The 2,415-nt window shown below is 44.4% G+C and carries 1 protein-coding gene; it reads left to right on the forward strand.

Annotation, left to right across the window (positions count from 1 at the left end; translation table 11 throughout):
- Positions 1 to 26 precede the first annotated feature (26 nt).
- The coding region (locus RH40_RS20170; protein ID WP_241209914.1) for a BspA family leucine-rich repeat surface protein at positions 27 to 2,415 on the forward strand (2,389 nt) is incomplete at its 3' end.

The following is a 2,415-nucleotide window of genomic DNA, read 5'->3' on the forward strand; positions in this document are numbered from 1 at the left end:
ACACTACTCGTGCCAAAGTTGAAGGTATGAGTTCGACGTTTGCAGGCGCCGCCAGCTTCAACCAGCCCATCGGTGACTGGAATACTTCCAAGGTTGAAAGTATGAGGTCGATGTTTGCAGGCGCCGCCAGCTTTAACCAACCTATCGGTAATTGGGATACCTCCAAAGTTGGAGATATGAGGTCGATGTTTGAAGGCGCCACAAGTTTTAACCAACCTATCGGGGACTGGAATACCTCCAAGGTTGAAAATATGAGGGCGATGTTTGCAGACGCCACCAGTTTTAACCAACCTATCGGGGACTGGAATACCTCCAAGGTTGAAAATATGGGGGCGATGTTTGCAGGCGCCACCAGCTTTAACCAAGATATCGGAAACTGGGATACCTCCGAGGTTAAAGATATGGCGCAGATATTTTCTGGTGCTGATAGTTTTGACCAAGAATTAAGTCAATGGAAAATCGGTCAATTAAAAGAAAACACCATGGTTTGTCGTAACGCAATCGGCATGCACTATACCTATCAAGGATACACCTACCTTATCGTTGACGATAATAGCATTAAAGATCAAGCCCTGATCGATAAACTGGAACAAGGTCAAATCCGCTTTTGTACCTCTCATGTGACTGATATGCATAGCCTCTTTAAAGGTCGGGAGCACTTTAATGCCGATATTAGTAACTGGGATACCTCCAAGGTTGACTATATGGGCTTGATGTTTTCAGGCGCCACCGCCTTTAACCAACCCATTGGTAACTGGGATACCTCCAAAGTTACAGCTATGTGGAAGATGTTTGCAGGCGCCAAGACCTTTAATCAACCCATCGGTAACTGGGCTATCTCAAACGTAACGAGTATGGTAGGGATGTTTGAGGGCGCATCACACTTTAACCAGCCCATCGGTGACTGGAATGTCTCCAAGGTTAAATATATGCAGGGGATGTTTAACGGTGCCAAAGCCTTTAACCAACCCATTGGCAACTGGGATACCTCCAAAGTTGAATATATGGATGAAATGTTTAAAGGCGCCAAAGCCTTTAACCAACCCATCGGTGACTGGGATACCTCCAATGTCGGTTCCAACGCTGGTTCGTGGTCTCTTCAAGGAATGACCGCCATGTTTAAAGGTGCTACCAGCTTTAACCAACCTATTGGCAAATGGGATACCTCGAAGATTAAAAGTATGAGGGCGATGTTTGAAGGCGCCTCCGCCTTTAACCAAGACATCGGTGATTGGAATACCACCAATGTTCTTGACATGCATGGCATATTTAAAGAGGCCATAAGTTTTGACCAAGACATCAGTCAATGGGATACCTCCAATGTAAAAGGCCCGATTGAAAGCATTTCTGTTACCTGTAATGACAGAGACATCGGCGCCACCTTTAACCACCAAGGTAACACCTATCTGGTTGTTGACAACAGAAGTCTTCAAAATATGGGGTTGCTTGATAAACTTGAGCAAGGTCAAATCCGTTTTTGTACTTCTCATGTAACTAATATGAATGGCCTCTTTAAAGGAAGGGAGTACTTTAATGCCGACATCAGTGACTGGGATACCTCCAAAGTTGAATCTATGGGTTGGATGTTTAAAGGTGCCACCAGCTTTAACCAACCCATCGGTAACTGGGATACATCCAAGGTCGGAGATTCTTGGCCATACTCAGGAATGGCCGACATGTTTAAAGGAGCTACGAGCTTTAACCAACCTATCGGTAACTGGGATACCTCCAAGATAAGGTCTATGGGCGGGATGTTTTCAGGTGCAGAAGCCTTTAACCAACCCATCGGGAATTGGAATACCTCCAAAGTTGAAAGTATGTCAGGGATGTTTTATCAAGCTAAGAGCTTTAATCAAGCCATCGGTGACTGGGATACCTCCAAAGTAAAAAATATGAAGGAGATGTTTAGGAATGCTGTTGCCTTCAATCAAATGATTGGTCATTGGGACACGTCTCTTGTAGAAAATATGTATGGTATGTTTACTGGTGCGCATAGTTTTAGCCAAGACGTCAGTCAATGGGAAACAAAAGGACCATTGCGAGACAAGGTGGTGATGTGTAATGACAAACCCGTAAATTCTACATTCAATCGCCAGGATAATACTTATCTAGTTGTTGGCAATGAGACCATTAAAGACCCTGATCTGCTCTATAAACTGAAACAAGGTCAAATCCGCTTTTGTACCTCTCATGTGACTAATATGAGCTATCTCTTTGGAGTATGGCGCATGGAGAGCTTTAATGCCGACATCAGTAACTGGGATACCTCCAATGTTGAAGATATGGAGGGCATGTTTAAAGGCACCGAGACTTTTAACCAACCCATCGGTGACTGGAATGTCTCCAAGGTCAAAAATATGAGGGCGATGTTTGAAAACGCCTCCGCCTTCAACCAAGACATCGGTGATTGGAATA

This window comes from Vibrio caribbeanicus ATCC BAA-2122, from assembly GCF_000165125.1.
GTDB lineage: Bacteria > Pseudomonadota > Gammaproteobacteria > Enterobacterales > Vibrionaceae > Vibrio > Vibrio caribbeanicus.